Source organism: Mesobacillus subterraneus, from assembly GCF_020524355.2.
GTDB lineage: Bacteria > Bacillota > Bacilli > Bacillales > Cytobacillaceae > Mesobacillus > Mesobacillus subterraneus_C.
Genome location: NZ_CP129019.1, coordinates 4,037,191 through 4,059,045 on the forward strand (window position 1 = coordinate 4,037,191; position 21,855 = coordinate 4,059,045).

Annotated in this window: 30 protein-coding genes and 2 pseudogenes; 4 read left to right on the forward strand and 28 right to left on the reverse strand. The window is 43.5% G+C overall.

Going from position 1 to position 21,855, the window contains the following annotated elements:
* Positions 1 to 26 precede the first annotated feature (26 nt).
* From LC048_RS21035 to LC048_RS21140, 21 genes and pseudogenes are all read right to left on the reverse strand, one after another.
* A complete protein-coding gene (locus LC048_RS21035; RefSeq protein WP_226605405.1) occupies positions 27 to 965 on the reverse strand; it encodes a DUF3102 domain-containing protein in 939 nt (312 codons plus the stop codon).
* Positions 962 to 2,563: a PcfJ domain-containing protein gene (locus LC048_RS21040; protein WP_226605402.1), complete on the reverse strand. Its 1,602-nt coding sequence runs from the start codon at positions 2,561 to 2,563 to the stop codon at positions 962 to 964. Before LC048_RS21040 ends, LC048_RS21035 begins: the two co-directional genes overlap by 4 nt.
* Positions 2,564 to 2,574: 11 nt before the next feature.
* On the reverse strand, positions 2,575 to 2,934 hold the full coding sequence (locus LC048_RS21045) for a hypothetical protein (RefSeq protein ID WP_226605399.1): 360 nt from the start codon (positions 2,932 to 2,934) through the stop codon (positions 2,575 to 2,577).
* Positions 2,935 to 2,963: 29 nt separating this feature from the next.
* Positions 2,964 to 3,353 carry a hypothetical protein gene (locus tag LC048_RS21050; protein ID WP_226605396.1) on the reverse strand — a complete coding sequence of 130 codons (390 nt, stop codon included), beginning with the start codon at positions 3,351 to 3,353 and terminating at the stop codon, positions 2,964 to 2,966.
* Positions 3,354 to 3,366: 13 nt separating this feature from the next.
* A complete protein-coding gene (locus LC048_RS21055; RefSeq protein WP_306048719.1) occupies positions 3,367 to 3,660 on the reverse strand; it encodes a hypothetical protein in 294 nt (97 codons plus the stop codon).
* Positions 3,657 to 4,097: a DUF1064 domain-containing protein gene (locus tag LC048_RS21060; RefSeq protein WP_226605391.1), complete on the reverse strand. Its 441-nt coding sequence runs from the start codon at positions 4,095 to 4,097 to the stop codon at positions 3,657 to 3,659. Before LC048_RS21060 ends, LC048_RS21055 begins: the two co-directional genes overlap by 4 nt.
* Positions 4,084 to 4,233 (reverse strand): DUF6011 domain-containing protein, encoded by a 150-nt coding sequence (locus tag LC048_RS21065; RefSeq protein ID WP_306048721.1) that lies wholly within the window; start codon positions 4,231 to 4,233, stop codon positions 4,084 to 4,086. Before LC048_RS21065 ends, LC048_RS21060 begins: the two co-directional genes overlap by 14 nt.
* Before the next feature lie 11 nt (positions 4,234 to 4,244).
* The gene (locus tag LC048_RS21070; protein ID WP_226605386.1) at positions 4,245 to 4,448 is read right to left on the reverse strand and encodes a hypothetical protein; all 204 of its coding nucleotides are present in this window, start codon (positions 4,446 to 4,448) and stop codon (positions 4,245 to 4,247) included.
* A gap of 2 nt (positions 4,449 to 4,450) precedes the next feature.
* Complete coding sequence (locus tag LC048_RS21075; RefSeq protein WP_226605384.1) at positions 4,451 to 4,627, reverse strand: hypothetical protein; 177 nt, start codon at positions 4,625 to 4,627, stop codon at positions 4,451 to 4,453.
* Positions 4,620 to 5,436: pseudogene (locus tag LC048_RS21080) on the reverse strand (ATP-binding protein). The gene LC048_RS21075 and the pseudogene LC048_RS21080 overlap by 8 nt, the downstream one beginning before the upstream one ends.
* A gap of 1,006 nt (positions 5,437 to 6,442) precedes the next feature.
* Entirely contained in the window at positions 6,443 to 7,348 is a 906-nt protein-coding gene (locus tag LC048_RS21090; protein WP_306048725.1) for a recombinase RecT, read from the reverse strand.
* Positions 7,348 to 7,557 carry a hypothetical protein gene (locus LC048_RS21095; RefSeq protein WP_226605378.1) on the reverse strand — a complete coding sequence of 70 codons (210 nt, stop codon included), beginning with the start codon at positions 7,555 to 7,557 and terminating at the stop codon, positions 7,348 to 7,350. The genes LC048_RS21090 and LC048_RS21095 overlap by 1 nt, the downstream gene beginning before the upstream one ends.
* A gap of 1 nt (position 7,558) precedes the next feature.
* Positions 7,559 to 8,500 (reverse strand): YqaJ viral recombinase family nuclease, encoded by a 942-nt coding sequence (locus LC048_RS21100; protein WP_226605613.1) that lies wholly within the window; start codon positions 8,498 to 8,500, stop codon positions 7,559 to 7,561.
* A 104-nt stretch (positions 8,501 to 8,604) separates the two neighbouring features.
* Positions 8,605 to 8,814 (reverse strand): YqaI family protein, encoded by a 210-nt coding sequence (locus LC048_RS21105; protein WP_226605376.1) that lies wholly within the window; start codon positions 8,812 to 8,814, stop codon positions 8,605 to 8,607.
* Between the two features lie 194 nt (positions 8,815 to 9,008).
* On the reverse strand, positions 9,009 to 9,212 hold the full coding sequence (locus LC048_RS21110; RefSeq protein ID WP_226605374.1) for a hypothetical protein: 204 nt from the start codon (positions 9,210 to 9,212) through the stop codon (positions 9,009 to 9,011).
* Between the two features lie 82 nt (positions 9,213 to 9,294).
* The gene (locus LC048_RS21115; RefSeq protein ID WP_226605371.1) at positions 9,295 to 9,564 is read right to left on the reverse strand and encodes a hypothetical protein; all 270 of its coding nucleotides are present in this window, start codon (positions 9,562 to 9,564) and stop codon (positions 9,295 to 9,297) included.
* On the reverse strand, positions 9,561 to 10,091 hold the full coding sequence (locus LC048_RS21120; RefSeq protein ID WP_226605370.1) for an XRE family transcriptional regulator: 531 nt from the start codon (positions 10,089 to 10,091) through the stop codon (positions 9,561 to 9,563). Before LC048_RS21120 ends, LC048_RS21115 begins: the two co-directional genes overlap by 4 nt.
* Before the next feature lie 30 nt (positions 10,092 to 10,121).
* Entirely contained in the window at positions 10,122 to 10,448 is a 327-nt protein-coding gene (locus tag LC048_RS21125; protein ID WP_226605367.1) for a DNA-binding protein, read from the reverse strand.
* Between the two features lie 13 nt (positions 10,449 to 10,461).
* Entirely contained in the window at positions 10,462 to 10,611 is a 150-nt protein-coding gene (locus LC048_RS21130) for a hypothetical protein (RefSeq protein WP_226605366.1), read from the reverse strand.
* Entirely contained in the window at positions 10,608 to 11,012 is a 405-nt protein-coding gene (locus LC048_RS21135) for a hypothetical protein (protein ID WP_226605363.1), read from the reverse strand. Before LC048_RS21135 ends, LC048_RS21130 begins: the two co-directional genes overlap by 4 nt.
* A gap of 53 nt (positions 11,013 to 11,065) precedes the next feature.
* Positions 11,066 to 11,281, reverse strand: a complete 216-nt coding sequence (locus tag LC048_RS21140) for a helix-turn-helix transcriptional regulator (protein WP_306048728.1) — start codon at positions 11,279 to 11,281, stop codon at positions 11,066 to 11,068.
* A 172-nt stretch (positions 11,282 to 11,453) separates the two neighbouring features.
* Here LC048_RS21140 and LC048_RS21145 point away from each other — a divergent pair, with 172 nt between their 5' ends.
* The 4 genes from LC048_RS21145 (at position 11,454) to LC048_RS21160 (ending at position 14,015) form a co-directional block, all read left to right on the forward strand.
* Positions 11,454 to 11,882, forward strand: coding sequence for a helix-turn-helix domain-containing protein (locus LC048_RS21145; protein WP_226605601.1), 429 nt, complete (start codon positions 11,454 to 11,456; stop codon positions 11,880 to 11,882).
* Positions 11,883 to 11,900: 18 nt separating this feature from the next.
* Positions 11,901 to 12,329, forward strand: coding sequence for an ImmA/IrrE family metallo-endopeptidase (locus LC048_RS21150; RefSeq protein WP_226605358.1), 429 nt, complete (start codon positions 11,901 to 11,903; stop codon positions 12,327 to 12,329).
* Positions 12,330 to 12,394: 65 nt separating this feature from the next.
* A complete protein-coding gene (locus LC048_RS21155; RefSeq protein WP_226605355.1) occupies positions 12,395 to 12,772 on the forward strand; it encodes a PH domain-containing protein in 378 nt (125 codons plus the stop codon).
* 94 nt (positions 12,773 to 12,866) lie between these two features.
* Positions 12,867 to 14,015 carry a tyrosine-type recombinase/integrase gene (locus LC048_RS21160; RefSeq protein ID WP_226605352.1) on the forward strand — a complete coding sequence of 383 codons (1,149 nt, stop codon included), beginning with the start codon at positions 12,867 to 12,869 and terminating at the stop codon, positions 14,013 to 14,015.
* A gap of 62 nt (positions 14,016 to 14,077) precedes the next feature.
* Here LC048_RS21160 and rlmD read toward each other — a convergent pair whose 3' ends face one another.
* The 7 genes and pseudogenes from rlmD to recQ all read right to left on the reverse strand — a co-directional run bounded on the left by rlmD (position 14,078) and on the right by recQ (position 21,796).
* On the reverse strand, positions 14,078 to 15,448 hold the full coding sequence (rlmD, locus tag LC048_RS21165) for a 23S rRNA (uracil(1939)-C(5))-methyltransferase RlmD (protein WP_306050574.1): 1,371 nt from the start codon (positions 15,446 to 15,448) through the stop codon (positions 14,078 to 14,080).
* A 135-nt stretch (positions 15,449 to 15,583) separates the two neighbouring features.
* Positions 15,584 to 15,988, reverse strand: a complete 405-nt coding sequence (locus tag LC048_RS21170; RefSeq protein ID WP_226605347.1) for a hypothetical protein — start codon at positions 15,986 to 15,988, stop codon at positions 15,584 to 15,586.
* Positions 15,989 to 16,290: 302 nt separating this feature from the next.
* Positions 16,291 to 16,740 (reverse strand): BsuPI-related putative proteinase inhibitor, encoded by a 450-nt coding sequence (locus tag LC048_RS21175; RefSeq protein ID WP_226605335.1) that lies wholly within the window; start codon positions 16,738 to 16,740, stop codon positions 16,291 to 16,293.
* 137 nt (positions 16,741 to 16,877) lie between these two features.
* Positions 16,878 to 17,768, reverse strand: a complete 891-nt coding sequence (locus tag LC048_RS21180; protein WP_306048730.1) for an ABC transporter permease subunit — start codon at positions 17,766 to 17,768, stop codon at positions 16,878 to 16,880.
* A complete protein-coding gene (locus tag LC048_RS21185) occupies positions 17,761 to 18,714 on the reverse strand; it encodes an ABC transporter permease subunit (protein WP_226605331.1) in 954 nt (317 codons plus the stop codon). Before LC048_RS21185 ends, LC048_RS21180 begins: the two co-directional genes overlap by 8 nt.
* Before the next feature lie 68 nt (positions 18,715 to 18,782).
* Positions 18,783 to 19,205, reverse strand: coding sequence for an LPXTG cell wall anchor domain-containing protein (locus tag LC048_RS21190; RefSeq protein WP_306048732.1), 423 nt, complete (start codon positions 19,203 to 19,205; stop codon positions 18,783 to 18,785).
* A gap of 457 nt (positions 19,206 to 19,662) precedes the next feature.
* Positions 19,663 to 21,796 (reverse strand): annotated as a pseudogene (recQ, locus tag LC048_RS21195) (DNA helicase RecQ).
* Between the last annotated feature and the right edge of the window lie 59 nt (positions 21,797 to 21,855).

Genomic DNA, 21,855 nt, shown 5'->3' on the forward strand with positions numbered 1-21,855 from the left:
TGCCTAACTTTGATAAGTGCCTTGCTCTACAACCTTTCATTCATCTTTTCAATAAGCCCCTTTACTGCACCTCGATACTTTCCTTTGATGCCAGGGTCCTCAATCTGTTCGAGCACTTCAAGCAGTTCCTTAAATTCGGACACCAGGCCTTCGAATACAAACTGAAATTTAGATATGGCTTTGTCACTGCTCTGGGTGGCCGCTTTGTTTCTAAGTTCAGCGAGCTCCCTCTCAACCTCTTCCGGAACTTTCTCAATAATCTCCGGCATATCGATCGGCTTTTCTTTCAACTGGCGTTCAAGGGATTTAATTTTTCCACTTGATTCGGTCAATTCGGTTTCTTTATCGGATAAGGCTTTACGTAACCGGAGAATCTCTTCATCATCGCCTGAGACCTGTGCTGCCTCTAAATCCTTCTTCAGCTTGTCCACTATTAGGCTGTGATCATGGCTCTGCACTTCTAGTTTTTTGAGTTCTTTCTCGATTTTCTCTTTGGCCTTCTGCTCTTCCTTGGCTTTCTTTTCAGCTTCCTTCAGCTTCTTGGCCATTTCCTGTTTTTCTTTTATTGCTTGCAGCAGTTCCCTGGTAGACATTGAATCAACATTATTCTCTTTAATGAATTCTTCCCTTTCATAATCAGGAATCCCCAAGAGCGCGACGGCCTGTGTGTAACTTAATTTCCCAAGCGCTTGGGATTTTGCATCTGAACCGAAAAGGGACAGCTGGTCAGCGCCGTATTGATCGAATATCTTCATGAGGTTATTGGCCGTGCTTTGGGAGTAATCCACGGATTCCTGTAACCAGGTTCCCCATTCGCCGTGTGGAACCATTTGCTTCGCTTCAACCAGACGCCGACCGATTTCAATGCTATTAAACAAGAACATTTTTCGGGTCTGGTCTTTGATGCTATTAATCTCTGTGGCTATCAGGACCGGCGTTCTTTCTGCTAATTGATTCATGCTCATACTGCTACCTCCTGTCTAATGGATTTTTTCGATTCCTTCTGCTTTCGCTTGTTTGATAAGATTTCAGATTTATAGTCTTTCAGGAATTTCTCCACGTCTTTTCCTGGATTGCTATTGTTTTTACCTCTGCATTGAACAATTTCATTTGTGTTTCGGTAAAGTTCGACAGTGTAATAGGATTTTTCTGGTTGATCAGCTTTCCGTATGAACATGATGACAATTTCACCCTTTGCGTATCGATCAGCATAACGACCCACACAGTGGTTGAGGTTCTCACCTTCGTCGAACATCTCGATACTTGATACAGCTGGACGAATAAGCAAGCCGTCTTTTTCGAATCGGTACCTATCCAGTTGCCTTTGCTGTAAAGCGATTTTCTTATTGATAACTTCATCGTTCTTGATTTTGATAGCCCTTGTTGTCTTCTGATGAGCCTTATGCAAGTTGTTAGGCATCAAGATACTTTCCTGCTTGATGTCCATCTTAAGTTCAATGCACTCGTCCAAGTAATCTTTCCAGTTGGTAATCAGGCTTGTGACTGAGTAATATCGTTTCGTATCCTTTTTCATCTGACTTAGTGCGTATTTCATTATTCGGGCTAGGGACGGCGAGTGTTTCAGAATGAAATTCAGCTTGTCCTGATAATAACTGCCCGTCAACAAGTGGTCACAGGCTTGAGCTGTTGCCCAGTCTATTTGCACCCGTCTATCCCTGAACCATTTATAGTTGTGTAACAGGAGAGGAGTCATAATGATGTTGGATGCTTTCCATTCCTTGATTTCCGCCTTTGACAATCCGAGGATTTTCTCCATCGTTTTTCCTCGCATGTTCACACTTCGATAGAGATGATGATCTTCCACCATCGCCTTAACCAATTCGCCCATCCCCATCTTCCAGAGATATTCTATGAAGGGGTATTTCGCAAACTTAGAGAAGAAATAGATTGAATCGATATTTCTGTTTGCAAAATGTGTCCATTCCCCGTACTTGAAGAATGTACCTTCGACAGCCTTTAGGATACTCTCAATCGATTGCTTAGAGTTTCTGGTGTATCCGGCTTTCCCAATCATGGTCCAGGGCTTATTGGCAAAACTCCATCCGTCGTATCTTTGCACCTTCCTGGTGACTACGCCAGCATAATTATTCCTGTACATCATTTGAACTTTTCCTTTTTCAAAAACATAACGGGTAACAGGATAGTAGGTTGTTTCCCCTTTGTAGTTTTCCCTGTAATCCATTGACACCCTGTATCCTGTTGCTGTGATAGCCACTGGATCTGCAAGAGACTTTTCATACCAAATTACATAAGCCTCATCCAAAAGTTTTCCTCTACCCCTGCCAGCTTGTTTGACCAGAACTAACGATTGGCAATGCTGGCATTTCCAGTCCTCGTTATGAGTAAGCTGTTTGGAACCGGACACCATGTAATCCTTTTGACAGTGAGTGCAGAAACCTCTCTGGATAGTCGAGGTCACTCTTTTTACGAAAAAGTACCGACTGTGCAGCAACGCGTCATTGACGACAAATTCTTTTAAACCTGGACCGATCTCGTCAGAGAAGTGAGCCGAAAACCTTTCAAATCGTCTGTCTTGCGCCATGTTGTTACCTCTCACAAGAAGTCATCCAGACTGACATTAAAGTCGTTTGATGGTTTCTCTGTCTTCACAGGAGGCGTTGCTGGCACTTCTACACTTACTGGCTGCCCATCTATCCCAAAATACTTCAACACGACAGCAAAGCCCTCAGCATCCGTCAGGACGGCCATGTTCCCGACCTTCTTTTTCTCCGCTGCCCTTCTCATAGCCTCGAGGGATTTTGCAATTGTCTTATCCTCTGCAAGAATCTTCTCAGCAGCACCTTGGTCCCCGTCAAGATGGTGTAAAAGGAAATTGCCGACAACTTGGATGTATGGATTATTGCTGTTACTATTCATTTCACCTTGTATTTTTTCTATAGCTTTGATTTTCACCCTTAGTTCCTCCGTTCAAATGTTAATCTTTATTCACTCCACTCGACGATATCAGGTTCACCTGGATTGAATCCCGATATGAAACTCTCTACGAATTCATCCTTATTTTCTAACGGGATTTCATAAGGTGTTCCCTTCGCCTGTTCAAATCTTAATTCTGCAATTTCACGCATTCTCTCAGCAGTCATATCTACAAAGATTCTTTGCCCCTTGTCAGGACAATAGTTTGGCATGAACCTATCCGATCTAAAGTTGAAATGAACGGCATCACCATCGCAAAAAGCGCAGTTGATGATAAAAGGTGTGACGCCATCCCTTGAATTCCACAACACTTCTTCCTTCTTGCAGCTGTCGCATTTATAGGTCATTAAACAAAATGCTTCTGGATGATTTCGTTGTAATCGGTTAATCCGATCCATCTTGTTGCCTCCTTTACCATTCATTTCGTTCTCGAACGACGTTTACTTGTTCCGGTGTCAATTCCACATCAACTGAGGCTGCATGCTCTCTAAACCCCTCATAATCAAAGAATTTCAATGAGCTGAAGAACTTATAGAAATCTTCTAAATCCTTTTGTTGTGGAGGCTGGAGGTCAAGACGAATAACCAATAACGCGTCCTCCAACACATCCGTTTCGCCATTTTCATCTACGCTTGGTACTTCTAAACCATCTGACACAAACATTCCCGACCTTTCCTTTGACTCAAAAGCAATTGCCTTAATCATTTGAATTCCTCATTTCTTGGTATTTTAGCCTTTGATTTGGGCTTTACCTTCCTTCTCAATTTCTTCAGCTGATCCAGCTCGACCCATCCAAACGACTCATCCAGCGTAACTACCTTCAAAGTATGCTCATACCGATATTCGAAAAGCTTTTTCTTGATCAGAAAATCTTTCGTTTCATGCCCTTTCACATCCACAATTTCGATGCTGCCGTCCAGGTTATGAATCTCGAAATCTGCTACATAGTGAACCGCGCGAACCGTCTTGCCGTTTTTCTTGTAGGAGTCCAGGATCACAAACCGTGGCTGCATCTTGAATCCTTTAATTTGTTTTGCGTTCTTCAGCCATTTCAACTGCTCGTAGTATTTGGATTCCGCTATGCTATCAAACTTTATGCCATCCACAAAAACTTTCCGATTGCCGTATTTACTTGCTGCCATCCTTCAACTCCAACTTCATCTGGTTTTCGTCGTGATTGTCCTTTGCGTTTTCTAATTTACGAGCACATACCGGGCTGATACCGCGGGCAATGCTTTTCTGGCTTTTTAATTGTCTATCACAAACTGGACAGATCATTGATTTACCTCCTAAAAGAATCCGTTTTCCGGACTATCCGTATTTACATTCCTGAATTCAGCCATAGCAAGTTCTTGCCGAAGTTCATAGTATCCAAGGTTCTGAATGCTTGTCCCGTAACGATCATGTGTAATGCCTTTGACAAGCAGCTGAGCGATATAATCCTGTTTCAATGAATCCTGACTGAGTTTCACTTTGTCGTAAAGGATTCCCATGTTTATGCTCCCTTCTTTTCGAACTGCAATTCGGCTGCATCCAGCCTTATCTGAAAAGCATCCATTTTAGCCCGCCACTGTTCTTCTGGCATAGGGCCACATTCTGGACAATTCGTCACTAACGCCACTCCTGGAGATTCGATATGTACCACATGGGTACCGTTGCATAATTCACACATTCGGTGCACCTGCCAATCGATGGTTTAATAGTTTCCTGTCGCCTTTGATCACGACTGTGTAGTCCTTGCACATCTGATAGATTCTCGTTCCAAGGGCTTCATCCACGTCAGCCAATTCATCGACTGTGAGCTCGGAGGATATAAGAATCGGCTTATGGTTCAGGTACCGGTAATTGATGACCGCGTATGTCTGTTCAACCTGCCACACAGTCGCCCTGGGCTTTCCCTTAACAGGCTTGAACAGGTCATCGATGAACAAAACATCAACCTGCTTCATTCTCTCAAGCTTGGCTTCCAGCTTGTCGAAATCGTCCTTCAGGTCATTGAAGCCTTCGACGTATGGAAAATATAAAACTGGTACATTCATACGCTTCATCAGGTTATTCGCGATAGCTGTCAGCAAATGTGTCTTCCCTGCTCCTGGCTGTCCAAGTAAGGCTATGCTGTTGGACCTGCCGCCTTTTATGTTCTCGAAGTCCTTCAAGTACGTCATGGCACATTCCCGAATCTCGCTGATGATTCCAGGCTTACCATCGGTGATAAAGTTCTTAAACCCTAGGTTTTTGAACTCATCTGTGATTTCACTGGCCCTCATCAGCTTTTGAGCTCTTCTCCATTCAACACAGCTGCATCTGACCCAAACTTCCTGGCCGTTACGTTGCTCAATATATCCCCATCTGGTCCCTGCACTTCGGGCACTGATAGTTTTTTTCTTCCGAGCCAGCCGACTTGTCCACCTGTGATTGACTCAGATTTAGCTGGCTCTTTTTTCTGAGTTCTTCCAGGACTTCGTTTATGCTCTTTGCCATCCTCAGGTATCCTCCTCTTGGCAAGTTTTTGAGATTCCAATTTATTGTGATGCTTGTCCAAAATGTATCCCACACAGTAAGACAAGCTGTTTATTCGGTCTCTTGGGTGTTTGGGTTTATAAGTGTCAAAACGGTCTGTAAGGTATACTAAGGCGTCCTGCAAAGGCACTCCGCTTGATAGGATCTCCTTTGCTGCTATTTCATCGGACGGTGAACATGCAAATCCTGATGCTCTCAGTTGGATAAATCGGTCTATAAGAACTTTCTCTGCTTCGGCTGAGGTTTGTGATATTTCTCCAGACGGCACTGAATCACCACATAATGGGTCGGTCGTAAGCACCCCGTCACTTTCCTCAGGCATGTGCATATTAGTAGCAGAAGCAAAATCATTCTTAAGACTTTCTTTATCATTCTTGTTTATATCCACGAGGTGTTCCCTGTCTGTTACCTCACTGTTACCCTCCTGACTGTTTTGTTGGTATAAATCCCAATTTAACAAGGTTATCAGTGTGTATTGTCTGTTACCCTTACCGCGGTCAATCTTGATCATTGACTGTTTCTCCATCCATTTCAGAATAGTGTCCATGGTCTTAGGGTTAGGCTCTTTCCATTTCACCCCCTCGTACCACCCAATTCTTTTGGCTATCTCACGAACAGAGGTCAGATGCTGTCCTGCCTTTATCGTCAGGAAAGTTCCATCCCTCATCGGAATCGTATTGTCTTGATGATTCACGATGTATTTGAGATATTGCCATGTTCGATGATAAAGGGGGGGCATCATCCAAATCGCGCTGTCTAATTCTTTTCTATGGTCCTTGATGTACCCCTGCAAGGGAACACCTCCCTTACTTCCTCTCACAAACTGCAAATCTATCTTTAACCTTCTTCACCGTATAATCCGGATATCGCAGCATATACTCTAGTACAAGCCTTTTCAGGTGTTCCTTATCCTTAGCCTCCTCCCAGATCCAAGCTGGAAGGAGAACATTTGTATGGTTGCCGCTAATCATTCGAAGTCAATTTCCATTGAATCTTGCGCTGACATTTTTTCTTTATTGTTCTGTTTCTTGTCCGGCTTCTTATCAATGATTTCTCCTTCGACTGTTTCTGCTTGTCCATCTTCATCGGGAGAAATATCGATAATATCCGGGCTAGGAGTTTCCGGTTCTGGTTCATCCACATCGTTTGTGATGTCCTTAAGCTCTCTTTCCGTGTTCTCGTCCTCAGTAACGTCCTTTTGCATCTCGACTGAAAGAATGCCCCATTTGCTTAACATGTTCCTTAAGACAGTCTTTTTAGCCATTGCATCCCAGTCTTTTTTCCATCCGAAATCCGACTTACTGAACTTGTTTTTATGCTTTGTAATTTCATCCCTGGTCCAGTAAACACTCTTCTCAAACCCATTGATTAATCTAAAATAGCCGCAGTATCCGATGACCTTATCGCTTGTAGCTGCATCCAGATCCAGCTCGATTTCCTCAGTAAGGCGATTCCACTTCACAAGTTCTCCTTCACGAACTTCGATGACATTTATTGATTTGTACTGGCCTGTCCGTAAAGCTAATTGAATATATCCCTTATATCCCAGTTGGAATTGGGCTTTTCCGCTATATGGGACTATCCAGGCATAACCAAGGTTCTTATCGACTGGTAAGTCAAGCGAAGCAGCCACCATTGCGCTTGAAATAATGGACATCGGTTCCGCTTTTTGTAAGGCTGCTTCCCCGTTGTAAAGATTTAGAATGGACGCCATGAATTGAGGTGCTTTCTTTGCTAAGACCTGTTCAAACTTCTTCTGCATGGTAGGTGTATTCAAGAGGTTTTTCAGGCCAAGAGACTGAGCAGAAACCTGCTTCGCCTCTGTACCTTGTTTATTTGCCAATTGATTTTTCAATGCTGAATTTGTTGCCATTACTCGACCGCCTCCAATTCTTCTTCAAGTTCCTTCACCCTGTCCTGCAGCTCGTCGACTTCATCATGTAAATCCTTAGCTGCCTCATCCACTTCCTCTGCAAGGTCCTCCAGATCCGAGTACAAATTTGGAGAAATGTCACCCTCGTTATCATCCAAAAACTGTTCAATTAAAGAACCGATGGCAGTCTTCCTAGATATAGCTGGCATACTATTTAATCTCCTTTACAGCAAATTTACGGAAGCTAGTTTCCTTTATGACTTCCCTGTAGATATCAGGGAATTTTTCTTTTAAGGCCTTTGAATCAACTCTTTGCTGGGTTTGACTTTTCCAGGACACCATATAGGTATCCGTCAGTCCCGTTTCAGCATCTTTCAATTCAGCTTTCAGCTTGTTTTCGATTTCAGTTTTTGCTGTCTTGATGAGTTTTTCGTCCCCTTTGACTTTTTCATACTGGATAATCAGGTCCTTATATTCACCCGGCAATACGATTTCCTTGTTCGCATCAGCCTTCGCGTACTTTTCGTTCAGGTATTTCTCCGCCGCGCTGGATCCATCCAATTCTGGAGCGTTGAACTGCTGAACGTGATATTCCCAAAAATGCTTTTCTGCGTTGAAAATCATTTCGATGAGCTCTTCATCACGCTCAACTTCCTTCCAGATGAACTTATTGCCGCCAATCAGCACCGCTATATATCCTTTTTCCTTGCCCGTCACACCTAAGTAATGTTGCAACTGCACCAGGTAGGTTGCAGGAACCTCATCGGCTTCCCACTCCTTCGCAAGGTAGGCTGATGCTGTTTTGCATTCAAGAACCGCTGATTCTCCGACAACAAGACGGTCAATATTCGCTTTGATGAAAGGATGATCCGGATGGCTATACATGAAGTTAGTCCGCCTAACCTTTTTGCCAGTTCTCTTTTCGAACTCCTTGGCCACTACATTTTCCATTTCGTTTCCCCAGTAGACGGCTTCGTTATCGACTTCAATCGGTTCCACCTGACCTGTTTTCTCAAGCCACAACTCGAATGCTGTACGATATTTGTTTAGTCCAAGGATAATTCCCGCATCACTTCCACCAATTCCTTTTGTTCGCTCCTGTAGCCATTCATAACGACTCATTTCATGAGTAGGAATGGCATTCTGATTCATTGCCATGTTTCTTTCCTCCTTTACCGTCGAAGCAACATATGCTAAAATGACGGTAATTAAGTGTATTTTTTGTTGCTGATCTCCTGTTCGCTGCAGGGGGTCTTTTATTTTGCTGTGGTAAATTCCAATCCGTAGACATCGGACAAGTAATCCTCAAGGTTGTCCTTCAAAACCATTTCTTCACCGTCAATCACGATGTCGTCACCTTCGAGTATTTCATCACCAAAGTAGTCCGTGCCGCTATGTTCCGGCTGAACTACCGCGTTCGGATAGCCCATCCGCTCCATTTGTTCAATGACAGGATGATCCCGCATGATTTAACCTCACTTCCGTATGTGTTGGTGCTTCATTCACACCGTCAGACTCAAGAGCCGGAAACAGGGACGAAACCATTTCCTGAGCCTGACGGCAAGAATGAAAATTTGCCGCATCATCGGAATGATGATAGAATATTGGTAGACCCTTAGTTTTTTTAGGGAGCAGTGAGTTGATAGGTGGCCACCTTCGCTCACTGCTTTTTGTTTGCCGCATATTCCATTGCCTTTTCAAACTTGCCTATGATGGCATCAATAGCAACCGTTCTCTCACCTGTATTTTCAGCGTATTCAATTTCTTGATTGATTCCGACCCAGAAGGCGATTGCTGTATCGGTAGTCAATCTCTCCTCGATCACCTGGTCAATCATTTGGTCAAATTTATCAGCCTTCTTCACTTCGCATTCTCCTTATTTCTTGGACTTATTTCTAAGCAAAAGGTACTTCTCCATTTTTGAAAGTTTCAGCCAATCACCAGCCTTAGTCTTCATGTACGACCACCACCATCCTGACTTGTTTTCGCTTGAGTAAGAAATCAAGCCTTGCAACCATTTGATCTGTCTCTTTCTTCCTCTCCTGGAGCTTTGATAGTTCGTTCAAAGACATCATGAGGTTGGCAGCAGCAAGCTTCGCTTCTTTCAAATCACCTTTCATCAGGCTTTCTTCCACCCGGCTGATATTGGTCCAAGACGCTCTGTACTCCGAAACCGCGTTTGCTGCGTCTCTTTCTAAAAATTGATCTCTGTTCATTTCTTGATGAACCTCCTCTGTATTAACTTCACTTTGTGCTGTGTCCAGACTTTCACCCACGAAATCCCATATTCTTTGCATACAACTGCAACATAATGGTTCAGTGCTGTGATAGCATCGATGCTCTCCATGATGGATTTTTCAATCTCTTCGATATCCAACCGTTCGACGCATCTGGGATTTACTGTGAGCTTTTCTGAAGCCTTTTTAATGGATAGAATCGCTTCTTCGAGCTCTTCCTTCGTCTTCATGGTGACTGTCATCCTATGTAGGTCGGCCGCGTCTCCATCGAGTTTCATGGGACCCCAGCCGATATACTCTGCAGCTGCCTCCATCGCAACGAATGGATTGTTATGTTTTTCCGTGTAGTACTTGGACAGTTCTGGCTGTACCTGGTAACGTCCGTTCTCCTGTTGGGAAATCGATTCCCGGGAGCCGTAATATTCATCGAATGTCATTTCTAGTTGTGTGATTCCGGCTTCTTTCCGGGCCGCTCTGGCAGCTAGTGAGGCTCTACCATTCGGCATTTTCAAACACCCCCTTTCTACCATTTACCTTTATACACTTTTAGTAGAATTTAATTGAACAACATTCCTAGTGTAGTAGGAGGTATTCTCCTCCACCCATCGAGTATTCTTTTCGATCCACTTGAACAACAAGTGGGTTGGTACGAGTACACCAGCTTCTCTGAAAACTGGGAAGTCTGGACGATTAAGTAATTCAGATGCTTTTGCTTCTTTGATATTGAGCAACTGCATAAACTGTTTTCTTGTCAGCATAGGAGGAAGCTGCGTTGTGCGAAAGTCCTGCAAAGCCTTTGCGACTTCCTCCCTGACGATCTCGCTGAACATTTCTTTAAAAGCACTTGTATCGAGACTTAACATCAAGAACTCCTCCTTATAATTTGATGACTTGTTGCTGGCAGAGTTCGTTTAGCTCAAACTGAACTTCCTTGATAACTCCTGGAACCTCTGCGTAGCTGACATTGTTTTCTGAAAGAATTGAAATGATTTGATTGACGATTCGTTCTCTTTGTTTTGGACTCATATTGGACCTCCTGTAGGATTTTCTTCATCTTGTTGATAAAGACAGATAAGTTGTTTTAGGAAATTATCACTTTGCTTCTCAAGAATTTCTTCACACTTGTCTTGAAAGGGTTTTGAAGCGATAAACTCACGAAAACCAACCAGTTGATTTGATTCCTTTGGTTCATCAATCTTCTGTAATGAATTTAGGTCTTTAACTAGATATTCAGCTAACTCTCTACCGTCGTGTTCAATTGACACTGAGATTGCCGCCGTTGCCGCGGTGGCTTTCTCTTCATGAAGAGATTTGATGATTTTGATCGCTGTCAGTAACTCCTGGTCAGTTAATTTTTCTTTATCCGCTTGTTCCGTTACTACATATGCAAATCGGAGTGAACGGATTAATGATTTTCGTTCTTTCATATTGGCCTCCTTAGGCAGAGTTGACTTCCCTCAACTTTTTGTTGGGTTTAACTTCAAAAAAAAATCTCATTAGGATTTACATCAAACAGTTTTGAAATAGCAAGAGCTATATTAAGTTTCGGAGTTCTAACTCCTTGTTCTATCATTCCGTAATAGCTTTCACTTATTTCAATATCATGATGGTTCTTTAATTGATCAACTACGTCTTTCTGCAACCAATCTTTATCTTTTCTTAAGGCAACAAGATTATCTCTGCGTTGTTGTACCATATGACACCTCCCAACATTTTGTTGTTTTTAGTTTACCCAACAAAAAGTTGTTTGTCAACACCATTACACAATTTTTTGTTGTATTAATTTGTTTAGGTTTATCTGCCCAACTGTAAGTTGTATAATGATATTATTCTGAAGATAGAAATAGAAACGGGGAGTATTTATGTCAATACTCGCAGAGAGATTGAGGGAGTTAAGAAAGAAGAAGAAATTAACTCAAAAAGATATTGCTACTTTTCTAGGAATTAGTGAAAGTGGTTATGGTTATTATGAACAAGGGCGCAATGAGCCTTCATTGGAGACATTAAGAAAATTAGCAACTAAATATGATGTTTCCGTTTCATATCTCACGGGCGAAAATGAAGTAATTGAACGTAAAGCTAAGCCTTCGAATAAAGACGAAAAAGATATTGCTAAACGAATGGAAGAGTTTAGAAAGGATATAACTAGCCAGGATGGCTTAAGTTTCATGGGAGAGCCTATGAGTGAAGAGGCAATCGAATCATTGGCTGAAGCAATGGAACATATTTTCCGTCAAACTCAAAGGATTAATAAAAAATACATTCCTAAAAAGTATAGAGATAAAGAAAACGAATAGGGATGCGAGGCGATTTCAGTGAGTTGGGTTAAAGAAGTAGTGAAAAACATAGTGGCAAGATACAATACCAGCGATCCTTTCGAATTGGCCTCGCTAAAAAAAATCGAAGTTGTTGAATTAAACCTTCATGATGAAATTAAAGGGTTTTATAAATACGACAAAAGAAACAGATTCATAGTGCTCAATAGCAACTTAGAAAGTTTCCACCAAAAGTTTGTCTGCGCTCATGAATTGGGACACGCTGAACTACATTCCAGATTAAACACACCTTTCCTTAGGGCTAGCACATTATACTCATCGAGCCGGGTTGAAGTTGAAGCAAATACTTTCGCTGTAGAATTGCTTATTCCAGATAACATTATAACAAAGGACTACCAATCTACTATTTTCGAGGCAGCTGCCGAGTATGGTGTACCGAGAGAAGTCGTACACCTAAAAAATTTTTAGGTATCACTGGGTGTTTTGCCCATTAATACATATATTTTCATTATTAACAATAGGAGGACATTGAAATGGGAATTATAAGTGGACTTTTAGGAAATGCTGCATCGGTTGATCCAAAAGAAATCAAAAAGAGTTACGAATCTATTTTTTATCCTGGAGAAGAAATCGAGGTTGCTTTTAAATTAGTGAGGGACTCGATTATTTTCACCGATAAGCGCTTGGTGCTAGTGGACGTTCAAGGGATGACAGGTAAAAAAGTTGAATATCATTCTATCCCTTATAAAAGCATTTCTCATTTCAGTGTTGAGACGGCTGGAACTTTCGATTTAGATGCCGAACTGAAGATTTGGATTTCTGGCGCTCAGCTACCAGCTATCTCAAAACAGTTCAAAAAGGACAAAAGTATTTACGATATCCAGAAGCTTTTAGCTAAGGTTTGTGGGTAATCGCATTAATAAATATCAAGCCCGATCTTGGGCTTTTCTTTTACACTTAAATTCGAACAAATGTTCCATTCGAGTTTGAAGGAGGACTTAAACAATGGCTTATTTCCAACAAGTGCCCGCCAAAAACAAGCAGGGCTACAAATGGAAGTGTACGGATGAAGGGCCTCGCGATCCGATTACAGGCAAACGCAGGCAGGTAACAAGGAGGGGTAACACTAAAAAGGAGGCTCAAGAACGCGTTAATGAAGCAATCGAGGAAATCAAAAAGAACGATGCAAATGGCATTGGTGCCGATTTATTGGAAATCAAGGTAAGAGACTTGTTTGAACAATGGTTTGAGTTAATCATGAAACGCAAAGTAAAAGAAACTACATTTAGAGAATACCGGAATGCCACTAACCACAGGATTATCCCCGTTATAGGAGAATACAAAGTTGTCAAACTTAACTCTATCATCCTACAAAAATATATTAACAACTTGTCTGATGAAGGACTTTCTCCCAGATACGTTGAGTATATTAGCACCATTCTTTATGGAGCATTAGAGGCAGCTCGTAAATGGAAAATCATTCAGGTGAATCCACTGATTGAAGTGGAGAAGCCAAGACCCAGGAGAAAAGATTATGTTACCTGGACAGTACAAGAGATGAATACTTTTCTGACAGTTGCTAAGTTGACAGACTTAAGAACGTTTTCTGTGGTGACTACAGCCATTAAAACAGGTGGACGCCGTGGAGAGATTCTCTCCCTCTTGTGGTCTGATATTGATTTTGAGAATAATGTGATTAGTTTGGAACGATCTCTTGTGTATGACGACAAGGGATGGCGCTTTAGTACCCCTAAGTCGGCCAGCTCAGTTAGGAAGGTTAAGGTCGGGGAGTCATTGATCCAGGACCTGAAGGAATGGCGAACACATCAGAAAAAAATGAAGATGGCTTTTCGTGATACCTTTGAGGACAATAATTTAATTTTCACCACATCCACAGGGAAACCGATATTCCCGAGATCATTAACCACCCAGTTTAATCAACTCATAAAGACCGCTAATGTTCCTAAAATCCGTTTTCACGACCTAAGACATACCCATGCGACGATGTGCCTCGAGGCCGGAATGTCTCTTAAAGAGGTGCAGGATAGATTGGGTCACAGCAGCATTAAAACAACAGGGGATGTCTATGCGCATGTGACCGAATCCATGAAAGAAAAATCTGCTGATTTGTTCGAAAAATTCATCTCGAAATGATGTTTTCGCAAGAAATGTGGTCAGGATGTGGTCAAGGTGGTCATCTCTTGCTAAAAAACCCTTTAAATCAAGGATAGTTTCACTACCGCTTCAATATGTGTCGTCTGCGGAAACATATCCACTGGCTGTACTTCAACTGTCTTGTACCCGCCATCTTCAAGGATTCGCAAATCCCTCGCGAGGGTGGCCGGGTTACATGACACATAAACAACCTTCTTTGGCTTCATATCAATAATAGTCTGCAGGAGTGCTTCATCGCAGCCTTTTCTTGGTGGGTCGACAACCAAAACGTCTGCTGTGTTCCCTTCTTTGTACCATGCCGGAATGACGGTTTCGGCTTCACCGACTGCAAATTCTGCGTTGGTGATGCCGTTCAGTTCGGCGTTTCGTTTTGCGTCTTCGATGGCTTCGGGGACGATTTCGACGCCGAGTACCTTTTTTGCTTTTTGCGCTAAAAATAACGAGATGGTTCCAATGCCGCAATAGGCATCTATGACGGATTCTTCGCCTGAAAGCTCTGCATACTCCAGTGCTTTGTCGTAGAGCACTTTTGTCTGTTCAGGATTCACCTGGTAAAATGAACGGGCTGAGATTGCGAACTTGATGTCACCGATATAGTCGTAGATGACCTCGCTGCCCCAGAGGACCTCCGTTTTGTCTCCCATGATGACATTCGTTTTCTTCGAGTTCACGTTATGCACAATCGATTTTACCTTAGGAAGCCTTGCAATGATTTCCTCGACCAGTTTGTTTCGTTGAGGAATCTCATTCGTCCTGGTCACAATAACAACCATCAGCTCACCGGTTTGTCTCCCGTAACGGGCTATGATGTGGCGCAGCACGCCTTTGTGTTTTTCCTCATTATATGGCTGAATGCCAAGTTCACTGGAGGTCTCTTTCACCGCCTGTACGGCTTCGTTGATTTCATCGAGATGCAGCAAACTCTCATTCGTATCGACGATTTCATGGCTCCGCGGCTTGAAGAAGCCTGCAATCAGCTTGCCATCCTTCTCTCCAACAGGCACCTGGGCTTTGTTCCGATAATGCCACGGGTTGTCCATTCCCAAAATCGGGTGTACCACAACATCCTCAAGCTTGCCGATTCGCGTCAGAACTTGCTTTACCTGGTTTTCCTTATACTTCAGCTGGCCCTCGTAATTGATATGCTGCAGCTGGCAGCCGCCGTATTTATGGGCATCATCAGCAGGACACTCAACACGGAAGGTGCTTCTTTCAAGTATCTCCATCAAGCGTCCAAAGCCGTATCCCTTGTTCACCTTGGTTACTTTAATTTTTGCCTTTTCGCCAGGAAGTCCGCCCTGGACAAAAATCGGATAGCCGTCAACCTTGGCTACACCCGCTCCGTCATGCGTCAAATCCTCAAATACTACATCTATAAAATCGTTCTTTTTAACCGGGATTGTTTTACTCATCATTTCAAGTCCTTTGCTGTGAATTAGCTAAGTCAGATTTTATCATATTAAAACAGGGATTGCGAAAGGCATTAACCGAGTTTCTTAAATATTTAAGGGCGAACCGACCAAGTCGTTTTGCCCTTTTTCACAAAATCACCAGTCTTGGGGCCCATAGCCTCCAGACCATGGTTGCTGGTAGCCATAACCGCCAGCTCCCGGTGTTCCTTGATAACCACCATAACCTCCAAAACCCGAAGCGCCTTGGAATCCATATCCGCCAAAGCCGGGAGCACCCTGATAACCATAGCCCAGACCTCCCTGGTAGCCGTATCCTGGTCCTCCCTGGAAACCATAGCCTCCGAAGCCCGGACCACCCTGATAACCGTATCCTCCAAAACCGGCTCCTCCTGGATATCCATACCCAGCGCCATTAAGCAATTGTCCTCCCAGATAACCGATCCCAGCACCTAATAAACCAGCAGCAAGCGTACCGGCACCGTCAGTTCCGAACGTTCTGGGATCATGAATATATCGCTTGTTATGTGAGTGCATATACATTTAAATTGTCCCCTCTCTATCGGTGTTTGTAATGTCCCTATAACACCCTATGTAAGATTAGGCAATTGGATTGGGGAATCTGCCTACTCTTCATGAAATTGGGCAGCCAATTAATGCATCAGGTGTTAGACGAAAAAGACTTCGTCACCGCCCCAGATATGGAACAAAGAATAAGCAAAAGCCAGGTACAATTGATCAAGTGGATTGTCGGAACGGAGATCAGCTCAATTTCCATCATTATTGCTCTTATTGAATTCTTAAAAAAAAAGCGGAGGAAAAATATAATCCCTCCACTTTCCTTTTTACTGTACCGTAAACTCCTTCGACACTTCGAACTTCTTCCCGCCTTTTGGAGTCAGCCATACGGTCAAAATATAATCACCTTTTTCAAGATTGAGCTCGTGAAGGTCGATGTCATAGGTTAGTGATTCTCCCTGCTTCACAGCCTCTTCTCCCAATGCCTGTAAAAAGGAAGCAACACTAGAGAATAGGAAAACCTCTTTGCCGTCCTTCGTTTTAACCGAGTAATCGTACCTTTGTGAGCTCGTAAATTCTAGAGTCACTTCTTCTTCCGTCTGATTCTTCACTTCATATTGAAAAATTAACGGGCTTTCCTCTGTCAAACTTGCAGCCATCTCTCCCGCCACGATTCCGGCACCTCTCTTATCCTGATTATTATTCGAAACCTGGTTCTCCGTTCCACAACCAGTGACCAGTAACCCAAGCAGCAATATCATCAATAATTTTTTCATTGTCCGATTCCTCCTGTTGAATGAACTCGTTATATCTATTTGTCAGGAGAATCGAACAAAAGGTTACACTCATTGATTAACTAAATCACCTATTTTCAAACAAAAGGGAGAAGTGCCTGTTACACCTCCCACTTCCTCTATGCTCTTTTATACTTTTTATCAAAATACTGCTGCAGTCCGCTGCTGGTCAATGAAAATGCAAAGATTGTGATGCCGATGGCAAGGGTTCCGGTGATGGGCAGCCATGGATGCGACCAGATATGTTGCGTGATATCCACAAAGTAGGTTGACCACACATTGGAAGTGTTCAGCGTCTTATACCCTCCACTAAGCTGGGAGACGAATTCGACACTTAGGAAGATTTCGATGATTCCGAGCTGGCCGATGAGAAATAGCGTTCTCCCCAAATCCGAGAAAAACTGGACGATGAAAGAGGGTCGAAGCGGAGGCCAGTAGTAGTTTTTTAGCATTGTCATCGGCGATGAGCCCGCGACAATCCCTGCTTCCACATAAGGTCTTTTTGAAATTTCCACCATTCCTTGATAAAAAATATCCGCAACCCTCCCCACTTCAATCATCGCCAGAACAATCAAGATCCATAGATATCGATTATCCGAAAAAAGGATAAATGGAGTTCCGATGATTAAAATGACAAAGAAAATAGGCGGGATGAATGAGAACAATCGATTCCAGATAATCAGGATTCGATGAAAGAATTTCGAATAAAAACTCGCCATTGCCAGTGGAATCGCAATGATATAACGGATCAGGACCACTGCAAGAATGGTTAACAGCGTTTCTTTCGTCCCCAGCAGCAGCCTGCTTAATAAATCGACACCATTATGGTCCGATCCAATCGGAAAGTCTGCCGACGGCGCAAACGGAGGAAGCTCAAACCCTCCTTCTTCTTTTTGCCTCATGACCGTATCTTTTAAAGAATTATCCACGAACGGAAGATAAGGTGCAATAACAGAAACGACCAATAGAAAAGACAATATGATCAAGCCAGATATCAAAGATTTATTCATGATTCATCTCCTGGGAAGTTGGGGTCACAAGACTTCTAAAAATCTGAGTAACCAGATTTGAAACCAAAATAATCGAAGCAAAAAAGACCGTATAACCTACCGCAGATACTCCATCCACCATGATCTCCAGTCCAATCTTGAAACCTGTCCCCCTCAGTACAGCATCATACAAACCATCCGCTGCACCCTGGAAATTCATTAATTTTTCAACAATAAACAGGTTTGATAAAACATAGAGTGTGATGGTGTTCGAATGCGCCAGAATTCTTGGAAACGAATTTTTCAAGATATGCAGGAACAGAATTTTCATTCCGGAAGTTCCTTTTGACTGCGCGGTCCGAATGTAATCATTCCCTTGCTGCTCCTGCAAACTCACATTCGTGATATTCGCAAGGTAGAAAACAGGATAAATCAGCAGAAAGAGTATCCCAACTACATAGGTTTCCAGCTTTTCACTTCCATATAACGTCACATGAAAAAACAGCCCTTTTTCATATAAATACATCAGACCGATCTGAGTGACGATGATGAAAAAAAGATCTGGCATCGAGATGAACAGCCACGTCGTCCCGTTCCCCAAAAAATTCAGCTTTTTCCTTTGCATCTGAAAATCAAAGATCCCCTTTAACACGCCGAGAACATAGGCCAGGATCAAAGTCGGAACAATAAGCAGCAAGCTTTTCCAAGCCTTGTCCGCCATACGGTCCGCATACGACTGTCCAGGTACAAACTCCCCAAGCCCCGGATTTTCTTTTACAAAAGAAAAGAAACCAGTGATATTTTCAATGTGCGTGTCCAATTCATAATCATAGCTTGCTGATTTGAACTGTCCGCCCTGTCCAACCTCAAAATCTGTCTTACTCGGCAAAAATAAAATTCCAATAAACAAACACACACAGACGATCCATAACACAAACTGCTCGAGTGCCTTTTTAAAGTAAACCATGAAGCCTCCTGATGGACTGTATTTTATCGAACTAATAAGCTGCAAACAAAAACAACACTACTTTTCTCTCAATCTCCCAAATCCTCATAATGAAGACCTTCATCAAGCAATTCATCATCCGGTACGCCAATATCCACCTGCTTGATTTCATCCTTTGTGACAGAATAAGAGTAAATCCAGCCCCGCTCGTTTGCGAACCTTACTTCCAGATGATACGGGTTGTAGCTCCGGCTCGTTCGATAGCTGATACCAAATTCTTCACCCGGATACCTCTTCTCCAGGTACTCAGTCAACTGTTCCGTCTTTATCTCACGATGGTAGTCAATCCAAAGAGGACGGATTGCAAAGAAACCCAGCTCTATGACGATTACCACTACGATCATCCTTAAAGCAATATTCCGCTTCTTCCTGGGCAAAAAATAAATTAATCCCAGAAGCAGCAACACCAAACCCAAAGCTGACAATATCTCAATAACAGTAATGGGATGCATCAATCCACCAGCTCTCATCATGATGTAACAACACTAGTTATATTTTACCATTTTTAATTTTTCAGAAAAGTGTTTTTTTTAGAGTTTTTTATTCTACCTTGGCGGAGGATGGAATATAGAGTGGATTGCCGTGACGGTAAATTTGAGAGAAGGGCTAGTTTACGGGCACAAGTTCACCCTTCTTGTGACCGTACTCTCTCAATTTCCTCTTTCACGGGCACAAGTTCTCCTTTCTTGTGACCGTACTCTCTCAATTTTCTCTTTCACGGGCACAAGTTCACCCTTCTTGTGACCGTGCTCTCTCAATTTCCTCTTTCACGGGTACAAGTTCACCCTTCTTGTGACCGTACTCTCTCAATTTCCTCTTTCACGGGCACAAGTTCTCCTTTCTTGTGACCGTGCTCTCTCGTTTTCCTCTTTCATGAAGCTGAAAAAGACGAAGCCCGTGGGCTTCGTCCTAATGTACCTTTTTCTTAGACATATACAGAAATGCTTTGATCATAAAATAGCTAACCTCATCAGGCAGCAATTCTTTGATTGGCTTTAACCTGTCGCGGCCGGCTTCTGCGACTGCCTGTTCCAAGTCACTGATATACTGTGCCGGGATCAGCACGTCATAATCGACTTCCATTCCCTGCTGGATGCATTGAATCAGGTGATTTTCTACGGTACTTTCCACCAGTTCGCGCTCTGCGGCAATTTCAGAAACGGTCTTTTTCTCCTGATGCAGCTTGTATGTTTCTAGATGGGAATCTCCGATGACCTTCTTCGCTGGTTTCCTTACTGGCTCGGCAACAGCATTCATTACCGGCTGGCGCTCTGGATGTTCTTCACAAAACTCGATAACCCGCTGAATGAATGGTGCACCATACTTCTGCAGCTTGTGTTCTCCTACTCCTGCGACATTGAGGAATTCTGCGTCTGTCAGCGGTAGTTTGAGGCACATATCCTTCAATGAGGAATCGGAGAAAATCATGAACGGCGGCACTTTTTCCGCAGCGGCAACTTCCCTACGCAATTCACGCAGTTCCTCAAACAACGGATCATCATTAGAAACCTGCTTGACCTTGACCGCTTCCTTCCTGAACACCTTTGTCTTTCCAAGCAGGACATCCTTCCCTTTTTCAGGTACATAAATCGTCGGGTAGGTGCCATGCTCAACGCCAATCAGCTCCTGGGAGATCAGAAATTCTATCATGTCATTAACCTGCTTGGCATTCCGATCCTTCATCAGGCCGTAAGTAGGCAATTTATCAAGACGAAACTCGAGGACTTTTTTATTCCTTGAACCGGTCAACACATTGGCCGTCATCGCTTTGCCGTATTTCTGCCCCATCCGAATGATGCACGACAGCACCATTTGAGCATCCTTCGTGACATCCTGCATTTCACGAGCGTCCGTACAATTGCCGCAGCGTCCGCATGGCACGGTCTCTGTTTCGCCAAAATAGTGAAGAATATAGGATTGCAGGCACTCCTCGGTATGGCAGTACCCGACCATTTGCTGCAATTTTTCCAGTTCAGGTGGAATTCGATCACGGTCGGCGGACTGGTCGATTAAAAAGCGCTGCACCTGGACATCCTGCGAAGAATAAAGCACGGTACACTCGCTATCCAGGCCGTCACGTCCTGCACGGCCAGCCTCCTGATAGTAGCTCTCCATATTCTTCGGCATCTGGAAGTGGAGGACGTAGCGGATGTTACTTTTATCAATTCCCATTCCGAATGCTGATGTCGCAACCATCACAGTTGCCTCGTCCTGTAAAAATCGCTCCTGCTCGCGATTCCGGTCTTCATCGTTCATCCCTGCATGATAGCGGGCGGCTTGGAAACCTTCCTTCTGCAGCCATTCATAAAGCTGATCGACGATTTTCCTGGTCGCTGCATAAATGATGCCAGCTTCCTTTTCGTTCTTTTTGATAAAATCTCTTAAATACGCTTGTCGATCCTGGTCCTTTTACCACAGAAAAACTGAGGTTGCTGCGCTCAAATCCGGTAATGACCGTATTCTCAGGGTTTATTTTTAGCGATGCGCAAATGTCTTCCCTTACCTTCGGTGTCGCGGTTGCCGTCAGGGCGAGCACAATTGTTTTTCTCGGCAGACGGTCTGCGAGTCCGGAAATCTGCAGATAGCTCGGTCGGAAATCATGTCCCCATTGGGAGATACAGTGCGCTTCATCGACGGCGATCAGCGGAATATCCATGTCCTGCAGGTCATCGATGAACTCCCAGGACCCCAGCCGCTCGGGCGCGATGTATAATAGCTTGTACTTTCCGTTCCTGGCGTCATCCATTCGCGCAGCAGCTTCACGTGCAGTCAGCGAGCTGTTGATATACGTTGCCGGAATGCCAAGCTGGGTGAGGGTATCGACCTGATCCTTCATCAAGGAAATCAGTGGAGAAATGACGATGGTTGTCCCAGGGAGCACGAGTGCAGGGACTTGATAGACAATTGATTTTCCGCCTCCAGTCGGCATGACACAGACGGTATTCTTCCCTTCGAGAACAGAGGAAATCGCCTGTTCCTGCCCCATTCGGAATGAGGAATAACCAAAATGGTTTTGCAATAATTCACGGGCTTTTTGCAGCATAGCGAGGTAGCTCCTTTCAGTGAGAAAATGTTGGGGATTTTTTGAGGTATGCTCTTTCA

Bases quoted from the DNA above. Each gene is read 5' to 3' on its own strand.
- LC048_RS21125 (WP_226605367.1), bottom strand. From the start codon at position 10,448: ATGTTAAGTCTCGATACAAGTGCTTTTAAAGAAATGTTCAGCGAGATC.
- LC048_RS21140 (WP_306048728.1), bottom strand. From the start codon at position 11,281: ATGGTACAACAACGCAGAGATAATCTTGTTGCCTTAAGAAAAGATAAA.
- LC048_RS21180 (WP_306048730.1), bottom strand. From the start codon at position 17,768: ATGAATAAATCTTTGATATCTGGCTTGATCATATTGTCTTTTCTATTG.
- LC048_RS21190 (WP_306048732.1), bottom strand. From the start codon at position 19,205: ATGCATCCCATTACTGTTATTGAGATATTGTCAGCTTTGGGTTTGGTG.
- LC048_RS21185 (WP_226605331.1), bottom strand. From the start codon at position 18,714: ATGGTTTACTTTAAAAAGGCACTCGAGCAGTTTGTGTTATGGATCGTC.
- rlmD (WP_306050574.1), bottom strand. From the start codon at position 15,448: ATGAGTAAAACAATCCCGGTTAAAAAGAACGATTTTATAGATGTAGTA.
- LC048_RS21120 (WP_226605370.1), bottom strand. From the start codon at position 10,091: ATGCCGAATGGTAGAGCCTCACTAGCTGCCAGAGCGGCCCGGAAAGAA.
- LC048_RS21175 (WP_226605335.1), bottom strand. From the start codon at position 16,740: ATGAAAAAATTATTGATGATATTGCTGCTTGGGTTACTGGTCACTGGT.
- LC048_RS21155 (WP_226605355.1), top strand. From the start codon at position 12,395: ATGGGAATTATAAGTGGACTTTTAGGAAATGCTGCATCGGTTGATCCA.
- LC048_RS21075 (WP_226605384.1), bottom strand. From the start codon at position 4,627: ATGTGTGAATTATGCAACGGTACCCATGTGGTACATATCGAATCTCCA.
- LC048_RS21055 (WP_306048719.1), bottom strand. From the start codon at position 3,660: ATGATTAAGGCAATTGCTTTTGAGTCAAAGGAAAGGTCGGGAATGTTT.
- LC048_RS21060 (WP_226605391.1), bottom strand. From the start codon at position 4,097: ATGGCAGCAAGTAAATACGGCAATCGGAAAGTTTTTGTGGATGGCATA.
- LC048_RS21050 (WP_226605396.1), bottom strand. From the start codon at position 3,353: ATGGATCGGATTAACCGATTACAACGAAATCATCCAGAAGCATTTTGT.
- LC048_RS21160 (WP_226605352.1), top strand. From the start codon at position 12,867: ATGGCTTATTTCCAACAAGTGCCCGCCAAAAACAAGCAGGGCTACAAA.
- LC048_RS21095 (WP_226605378.1), bottom strand. From the start codon at position 7,557: ATGCCAGCTATATCTAGGAAGACTGCCATCGGTTCTTTAATTGAACAG.
- LC048_RS21115 (WP_226605371.1), bottom strand. From the start codon at position 9,564: ATGAACAGAGATCAATTTTTAGAAAGAGACGCAGCAAACGCGGTTTCG.
- LC048_RS21135 (WP_226605363.1), bottom strand. From the start codon at position 11,012: ATGAAAGAACGAAAATCATTAATCCGTTCACTCCGATTTGCATATGTA.
- LC048_RS21070 (WP_226605386.1), bottom strand. From the start codon at position 4,448: ATGGGAATCCTTTACGACAAAGTGAAACTCAGTCAGGATTCATTGAAA.
- LC048_RS21040 (WP_226605402.1), bottom strand. From the start codon at position 2,563: ATGGCGCAAGACAGACGATTTGAAAGGTTTTCGGCTCACTTCTCTGAC.
- LC048_RS21130 (WP_226605366.1), bottom strand. From the start codon at position 10,611: ATGAGTCCAAAACAAAGAGAACGAATCGTCAATCAAATCATTTCAATT.
- LC048_RS21065 (WP_306048721.1), bottom strand. From the start codon at position 4,233: ATGATCTGTCCAGTTTGTGATAGACAATTAAAAAGCCAGAAAAGCATT.
- LC048_RS21105 (WP_226605376.1), bottom strand. From the start codon at position 8,814: ATGCGGGATCATCCTGTCATTGAACAAATGGAGCGGATGGGCTATCCG.
- LC048_RS21100 (WP_226605613.1), bottom strand. From the start codon at position 8,500: ATGAATCAGAATGCCATTCCTACTCATGAAATGAGTCGTTATGAATGG.
- LC048_RS21035 (WP_226605405.1), bottom strand. From the start codon at position 965: ATGAGCATGAATCAATTAGCAGAAAGAACGCCGGTCCTGATAGCCACA.
- LC048_RS21090 (WP_306048725.1), bottom strand. From the start codon at position 7,348: ATGGCAACAAATTCAGCATTGAAAAATCAATTGGCAAATAAACAAGGT.
- LC048_RS21170 (WP_226605347.1), bottom strand. From the start codon at position 15,988: ATGTATATGCACTCACATAACAAGCGATATATTCATGATCCCAGAACG.